This is a genomic window from Frankia nepalensis, from assembly GCF_016786325.1.
GTDB classification, from domain to species: Bacteria; Actinomycetota; Actinomycetes; order Frankiales; family Frankiaceae; genus Pseudofrankia; species Pseudofrankia nepalensis.
Window position 1 is genome coordinate 37,532 of record NZ_JADWYU010000110.1, and the last position, 7,459, is coordinate 44,990.

General features: G+C 72.4%; 6 protein-coding genes. 2 read left to right on the forward strand and 4 right to left on the reverse strand.

The genetic code is table 11. From position 1 onward, the window contains the following. Positions 1-78 precede the first annotated feature (78 nt). Complete coding sequence (locus tag I6A81_RS13805; protein WP_307875434.1) at positions 79-1,434, forward strand: MFS transporter; 1,356 nt, start codon at positions 79-81, stop codon at positions 1,432-1,434. Between the two features lie 42 nt (positions 1,435-1,476). Here the strand turns inward: I6A81_RS13805 and I6A81_RS13810 are convergent, their stop codons facing one another. The 4 genes from I6A81_RS13810 to I6A81_RS13825 form a co-directional block, all read right to left on the reverse strand. After that, complete coding sequence (locus I6A81_RS13810; protein ID WP_203002748.1) at positions 1,477-2,397, reverse strand: amino acid ABC transporter permease; 921 nt, start codon at positions 2,395-2,397, stop codon at positions 1,477-1,479. A gap of 115 nt (positions 2,398-2,512) precedes the next feature. Beyond that, the gene (locus I6A81_RS13815; RefSeq protein ID WP_203002749.1) at positions 2,513-3,157 is read right to left on the reverse strand and encodes an amino acid ABC transporter permease; all 645 of its coding nucleotides are present in this window, start codon (positions 3,155-3,157) and stop codon (positions 2,513-2,515) included. A 273-nt stretch (positions 3,158-3,430) separates the two neighbouring features. After that, positions 3,431-4,417, reverse strand: coding sequence for a glutamate ABC transporter substrate-binding protein (locus I6A81_RS13820; protein ID WP_203002750.1), 987 nt, complete (start codon positions 4,415-4,417; stop codon positions 3,431-3,433). 504 nt (positions 4,418-4,921) lie between these two features. After that, complete coding sequence (locus tag I6A81_RS13825) at positions 4,922-5,650, reverse strand: amino acid ABC transporter ATP-binding protein (RefSeq protein ID WP_203002772.1); 729 nt, start codon at positions 5,648-5,650, stop codon at positions 4,922-4,924. 930 nt (positions 5,651-6,580) lie between these two features. Between I6A81_RS13825 and I6A81_RS13830 the strand changes: the two genes are divergently transcribed. Continuing rightward, a partial coding sequence (locus I6A81_RS13830; protein ID WP_203010201.1) for a response regulator transcription factor occupies positions 6,581-7,459 on the forward strand: 879 nt, incomplete at its 3' end.

Below are 7,459 nucleotides of genomic sequence, written 5' to 3' on the forward strand. Positions count from 1 at the left end.
GGGGCGCTCAGCGCCCCGACGGCGGAGCGCCAATGGGCGCGCAAGCGCCCTTATTGGCGACCGCCGCACAGGGCCTGGGTGGTGGCGGCGGTGGCGTTCGTCGCGCTGGTCGGGGCGGCCGGGTTCCGCGCGGTGCCGAGCGTGTTCATCCTCCCGTTGGAGGAGGAGTTCGGCTGGTCGCGAGCCACCGTCTCCACCGCGGTGTCCGTCAACCTCGTGCTCTACGGGCTCACCGCGCCGTTCGCGGCCGCCCTGATGGAGCGGTTCGGGATCCGCCGGGTGGTCTCCGCGGCGCTGCTGCTGGTCTCGGTGGGCAGCGGACTGACGGTGTTCATGACGGAGACCTGGCAGCTGGTCGCCTGCTGGGGCGTGCTGGTCGGCCTCGGCACCGGCTCGATGGCGCTGGTGTTCGCGGCGACGATCACCGGCCGCTGGTTCGAGCGGCACCGCGGCCTCGTCGTCGGCGTGCTCACCGCCGGCGGGGCGACCGGTCAGCTGATCTTCCTGCCGGTGCTCGCGGTGCTGGTGGACTCCTACGGCTGGCGCACGGCCGCGCTGACCGTGACGGTCGCCGCGGCGGCCGTGGTGCCGTTGGTGGTGGTCGGCATCCGGGACCGGCCGAGCGACGTCGGCCTGCGCCCCTACGGCGCGCCCCCGGAGCCGGAGTCCCCGCCGGCCGGGGCGGCGGCGCCGGGAACGGGACCGGCGGGCGCCGCCGTGGCCGAGCGCGGCGCGGGAGCCGCGGCCTGGGCGGCGCTGACCGGGCTCGCCGACGCGGCGCGTACCCGCGCCTTCTGGGCTCTCGCCGGCGGGTTCTTCATCTGCGGCGCCAGCACCAACGGTCTGATCGGCACCCATTTCGTGCCGGCCGCGCACGACCACGGGATGGCCGAGGTCACGGCGGCCGGGCTGCTCGCCGTCGTCGGCGTGTTCGACATCGTCGGGACGGTCGCGTCGGGCTGGCTGACCGACCGGTTCGACGGCCGCTACCTGCTGGTCGCCTACTACGCGCTGCGCGGGCTCGGCCTCGCCGGGCTGCCGGTGCTGCTCGGGCCCGAGCCGCACCCGAGCATGATCGTCTTCATCGTCGTGTACGGGCTCGACTGGGTGGCGACGGTGCCGCCGACGATCGCGCTGTGCAGGTCCGTGTTCGGGCCACAGCGCGCCGCCGTGGTCTTCGGCTGGGTGTTCGCGTCCCACCAGCTCGGGGCCGCCGCCGCGGCCGTCGCCGCCGGCTGGGTGCGCGGCGCCACCGGCAGCTACACGGTCGCCTGGTACGGCGCCGCGTTCCTGTGCCTGGTGGCCGCGTTCCTGTCGGCCGGGATCCGGCCCGGCCCGGCCGCCGCGCCCGGCGGCTCAGGCACACCGGGCGACTCGGCGCGGCCCGCGCCGCGGACGGGCGCGGACGGAGCCCTGCCGGCGCCGGCCGCCTGATCTCCGCGCCGGCGGCCCGCCCGGGGCGGGTTCGTTCCCGGTTCAGTCGCCCATCCTGTCGGGCACGCCCATGCCGCCCACGCCGCTCAGCTCGCTTTCGGCCTGGGTCGACGTCGCCGCGGCTCCCGCCCGGCCGCGCGGGCCGGCGCCCGCCGCGGCCACCATGGCCCCCGCGCGGGTACGTCGCTCGAGCCAGCGGGCGAGGTAGGACAGGGTCGCGTTGACGGCGACGTAGATGACCGCGGCGACGAAGAGGACCTGCAGGAGGGACCGGCTGAACTGCCCCGTGATCTCCGCACGGCGCAGCAGCTCGTGGTAGGAGAGCACGAAGCCCAGCGAGCTGTCCTTGAGCAGCACCACGAACTGGCTGACCAGCGACGGCACCATCCACCGGATCGCCTGCGGGAGCTGCACCAGCCGCATCGTCTGCCAGAACGTCAGCCCGAGTGACGCTCCGGCCTCCCGCTGCCCCCGCGGCAGCGCGAGGATGCCCGACCGGAAGATCTCGGCGAACACGGCGCCGTTGTAGAGGGCCAGGCCGAACACCAGAAACCAGAACACCGGAAGCTTCAGCCCGAGGCTGGGCAGCCCGAGTCCCATGAACAGGATCAACAGGATCAGCGGCACGGCCCGGAAGAACTGCACGTAACTTGTCGCGACGGCGCGTACCAGGACGGATGGCGCGAGGCGGCCGACCGCCATCACCAGGCCGATGGCCAGCGCCAGCGCCCCGCCGGCCGCGGCTGCCTTCAAGGTGTTGAGCAGACCCCCGCCGAGGAAGCGCAGGATGGCCGGATCGGTGACGAACTCCCAGCGGTCCGCGTCGAGCTGGCCCTTGTCGGCGAAGCGGCGCAGAACGATCACGAGGAGGAAAGCGGCGACCGCGATCGCCACGACGGAGCCGATCAGCGCGCGGCGGCGCGCCCGCGGCCCGGGCGCGTCGTAGAGGACCGAACCGGCCATCAGAACTCCTGGGAGCGGGTCGAGCGGGCCTTTTCTACCGAGGCCGCCGGTTCCACCGAAGCCGCCGGCCCGCGCCGGCCCCGCTCAGTGAGGGGCGGCGGAAACGAGCTCGCGGTCACCGGGTCACCGCCAGCCGGCGCTCGGCGAACCCGATCAGCGCGCCCAGTGGCAGGGTCAGGATCAGGTAGCAGATCATGGCGCCAATGAAGATCGGAATTGGGTCCGTGTGCGCGGTGTTCACCCGCTCGGCCTGGTAGGTGAGGTCCGCCACTCCGATCACCGCGGCCAGCGCGCTGTTGCGGACCAGCGCCGACAACAGCCCGCCGATCGGGGGGATGACGGTTCGGAAGGCCTGCGGGAGCACGACGGAGCGCAGGGTCTGCGTGAAGCTCAGGCCCAGCGCGCGGGCGGCCTCCGCCTGACCGACCGGGACGGAGGCGATCCCGGAGCGCAGCGCCTCCCCCACGAAGGCGCCGGTGTAGCAGCCCAGCACGATCACGGCCGAGGTGAAGAGCGAGTAGATCACGCCCGCCTTCGGCAGGCCGTAGACGAAGAGGAAGAGCAGGACGAGCGGTGGGGTGTTGCGGACCGTCTCGACGTACAGCGTGCCCGCGGCGCGCACCGGCGCGGACGGGCTGACCCGCATGCCGGCGACCACCGTGCCGACGGCGAGCGCCAGCAGGAACGACAGGGCCGTGAGCTCCACGGTGACCCACATTCCAGAGCCGTACTTGTCCAGGTTGTCGAGGACGACGTCCACGCGGCGCTCCACTGTGTCGTCTGAGGCCAGGTGCTGGCCAGGGCGCGCTCCGGGCGCGCGGATCGGGTGGGCTCGGCCGGCCACCGGGCCGCGCCGCCGACCGCCGGGGTGGCGGTGGCCGGCTGGGGCCCGGCCGGCTGAAGGGGCGGCCGGCTGGGCGGGCGGGCGCCCGCGCGCGGGGACGCGCGGGCCTCGCGTCCATCGCGAGCGGTGGTCATCGGCCGGGCCGGGCCGCGCCCCGTCAGGGCGTGGCCCGGCCCGGGCGGCGCATGATCAGGACAGGGCGTAGCGATCCACGGTGGGCGGCGTCGGGGTGTTCTCCTCGACGACGCCGACGGTCTTCTCGAAGGCCTTCGCCCAGTCGCCGTTGGTGTAGGCCTCCTCGAGGGTGTCGTTCACGAACTCGCGGAAGGCGGTGTCGTCCCTGGGCAGGCCGATGCCGTAGGGCTCGGTCGTGAACGTCTTGCCGACGAGCTTGTAGTCACCGTCGCTGGCGTCGATGAGGCCGAGCAGGATGATGTCGTCGGTGGTCACGGCGTCGACCCGGCCGTCGCCGAGCGCCTCGGCGCACGCGCTGTAGTTGTCGAGGAGCAGGGGCTTGGCCTGGGGCGCCTTCGCGGCGAGGTTCTTCTCGGAGGTCGAGCCCTGAACCGAGCAGACGTTCTTGCCGTTCAGGTCGTCGACCGAGGTGATCGACGTGTTGTCCGCCTTGACCATGATGTCCTGGCCCGCGATGTAGTACGGGCCGGCGAAGCTGACCAGCTCCTTGCGGGTGTCATTGATCGTGTAGGTCGCCACGACCGCGTCGACCCTGCCCTGCTGGATGTACGGCTCGCGGTTCTTGGAGATGCTCTCGACGAATTCGATCTTCGACTCGTCGCCGAAGATCCGTATCGCCAGGAGTCGGGCGATCTCGGTGTCGAACCCCTCGTACTCGCCGTTGGTCGGGTTCTGTAGACCGAACAGCGGCTGGTCGACCTTGGTGCCGATGATGATCTTCCCGCGATCCGCGATCTTGTCGAGGGTCGGGCTGTCCGGCAGGTCGGCGAGCTTCGTCATCGTGTACTCGCCGGAGCTTGCCGGGGCACCCGGAGCGGCCGTGGTCGGCGTGTCCTCGTCGTCGCCGCCACAGGCCGCGGCCGTCAGCGCGAGCGCGACGGCCGCGGCCGCCAGCGGCAGCGCGCGCCGCCGGGCGCGCCGCGGCTCGGGGCCGGGAGCGGCCGTGCCTGGTCGGGATCGTCCTGGCAGGGGGATGCGCACGGTTGATCCTTTCGGGGGTCGGTTGCGGGGTGCTGGTCGTGGTCGCCGGGTCCCTGCCCCGAAACGACCAGTCGGTTGGAGTTCGTGACCGGTGGATCCCCGGATGGGTGCTTTGGCCGTCCTTGGCCCCGTCTTTGGCGTGCGGCGCCTCCCGGGGCGCCCCGAGGTCCTTTCTGTGGATCTTGCTGGGCTGCTGGACCGCCGATCCGCGTACACATTCGGTGATCACCGGCCCGCGGGGGGCCGGCGGCTTCCTTGATCGTCGAATGTGTGCGCTGTCCGGCGGTTTCTGTCCGTTTTGTGCCTGGACTTCGCGCAGATCTGGTGATCTTCCGAGGGGGCCGGCCGGGGTGGGGTGATGATCGCTGGTCGCGTGCGCGGATCGGCGGTCCGGGATCGCGGAACATGATCCGCGTGAGGTGTCCCGGGGCGTGGCTCACGGATCTTGGTCGACGTGACCGTCCGGGCGCCGATCCGCGCGGCCGAAGATCCACGAGACGTGCCCTAGTGGGTCAGGACCTTCGCGAGGAAGTCGCGGGCCCGCTCCTGGCGTGGGTTGGCGAAGAACTCGTCCGGCGCGCCCGTCTCGAGAATCTGACCGCCATCCATGAAGATCACCCGGTCGGCGGCCGAGCGGGCAAAGCCCATCTCGTGCGTGACGACGAGCATCGTCATGCCCGAGGAAGCCAGCTCCCGCAGCACGTCGAGCACCTCGCCGACCATTTCGGGGTCGAGCGCGGACGTCGGCTCGTCGAACAGCATGATCTTCGGTTCCATTGCCAGTGCCCGGGCGATCGCGGCGCGCTGTTGCTGCCCACCGGAGAGCGCGGCCGGCAACTGGTCGACCTTGTCGGCGATGCCGACCCGTTCGAGCAGCGCCCGGGCGCGCCGCTCCGCCTCGGCCTTCGGCGTCCCGCGCACCTTGCGGGGGCCGAGGGTGACGTTGTCCAGCACGGTGCGGTGGCCGAACAGATTGAATGCCTGAAACACCATGCCGATGTCGGCCCGCGCCCGCGCGAGCGCTCGCCCCTCCGCCGGCAGCGGCTGGCCGTCGATGACGATCCGTCCCGAGTCGACGGTCTCCAGCCGGTTGACGCACCGGCACAATGTCGATTTCCCCGAGCCGGAGGGCCCGATCACGGCCACTACCTCGCCCCGGGCGACCGTGAGGTCGATCTCGCGGAGCACCCGCAGCGAGCCAAATGACTTGGAGACCTTTTCGAGCCGCAGCATGGGCTCGTCCGCCCCGCGCGCGGCCGGGATCCGGCCCGCCTCGGTGGCGGTGGCGTCCGGTGCCTCCGACACCTCGGGAACGGGCACGGCGTGCTCCGCCGGGGGGTGTCGAGCCGGCGGGTCGCCGGCGACCTCGATTCTGGCGGGACCATCCGCCGGAATCGAGCCGGCCGTGGCCCGACCGCGAGAGAACATGCCTGGCGGCTCCTTCCGAACTCTCCTGCCAGAAATGCCCGAAAAATAGCGTCGACGCATCGGGAGCAGGTTAAAAGCCTGGATGCCTGGTGCCTCGCGGCGCCCTTTTCATCCTTCCTCTGACCATAGTTCGCCGCTATGTGGCGGGCAGCCGCCCTGACGAAGAATTGAGCTACCCGCGACCTGAATTAACGCGGCGGGCGCCGCGCGGAGCGCTCGTGGGCGGACCGGCGGGCCGCCGGGCGAACCGGCGAGGGCGATCGCGCGGCCGGTCGCGTCGCCGCTGCGCGAAGCGGCAGCGGGCGGATGGTGGGGCCATGGATGTTGGGTGTCGAAGACGGGGCCGACGAGATGCGGCCGAGGAGATGGGCCATGAAGTCTCGGCGAGCTGAAAGTCGCCACGCGCCGGCGGAAGTCCGACCGTGACTCGGTAGACACATCGTTCAGATGACCTCCGCCTTGGAGCGGCCTTCGTCTTGAGGTGACCTTCGCCTTGGGACGACCATCGCCTTCAGATGGTCGTTGCCTTGAGCCGACCCTGTCGCCGTCGCCGCCGTGTCAGGTACCGGACACGGCGCCGATACGGCGCCGAAATTAATGTGCTCCGGAGCAGGTCCTGTCGGAGTGCTAGCTTGTCGGGCATGACGGGCGACGCGCCGGTGGGCCGGCCGCGGCGGTGAGGCCAGGAGGGCGAACCGCCTCGAGGAGGCTGGGCAGCGCCGGACGGGAGTACCCATGCGGCTGTTGATCGTGGAGGACGACGACCGGGTCGCCGCCGCGCTGTCCAGCGTGCTCGGCCGGCATGGTTTCGACATCGTCCGTGCCCGTACCGCCGCCCGCGCGCTGGACCTCATGCACACCCGGCCGGACCTGGTGCTCCTCGACCTGGGCCTGCCCGACCGCGACGGCTTCGAGGTGTGCAGCCGGATCCGCAAGCTGTCCAACACGCCGGTGATCATGGTGACCGCGCGCGCCGAGTTGTCCGCCCGCATCCACGGCCTCTATCTCGGCGCGGATGACTACATCGTCAAGCCCTACGACCTGCGCGAGCTGATCGCCCGGATCCATGCCGTGGTGCGCCGATCCCGCCCTGACCCGTTCCTCCAGGACACCGAGGCCCTCACGGGCCAGGCGGCGGCCGCGCGCCAGCGCTCGCCCGGTACCGGCACCGGTGCCGGTACCGACGTCAGGGCCGGGGCCGGCGTCGGCCTGGCGGAGGTGGGCCGGGTGGTCGCGACCCGCGGGCTGCGCATCCACCTCGACAGCCGCGAGGTGACGGGGACCGACGGCCGGGCGATCACCCTCACCCGCAAGGAGTTCGACCTGCTGGCCGAGCTCGCCCGGGCGCCGGGCGTGGTGTTCCGGCGGGAGCAGCTGATCAGCGAGGTCTGGGGCTCGTCGGTGCAGTCCGCGTCGCGCACCCTGGAGGTGCACGTGGCCTCGCTGCGCGCCAAGATCGGCGACCCCTGCATCGTGCAGACCGTGCGCGGCGTCGGCTACCGGCTGGCGGCGGTCGGCGCGCCCCCGCCCCAGCCGCCCGATCCGGTGGCCGAGCCGCCCGGCGGCGGGCCCCCCGCGCCCGCCCCCCACCGGCGGCCGCCCCGCGCGGGGGGG

Bases quoted from the DNA above. Each gene is read 5' to 3' on its own strand.
- I6A81_RS13825 (WP_203002772.1), bottom strand. From the start codon at position 5,650: ATGCTGCGGCTCGAAAAGGTCTCCAAGTCATTTGGCTCGCTGCGGGTG.
- I6A81_RS13810 (WP_203002748.1), bottom strand. From the start codon at position 2,397: ATGGCCGGTTCGGTCCTCTACGACGCGCCCGGGCCGCGGGCGCGCCGC.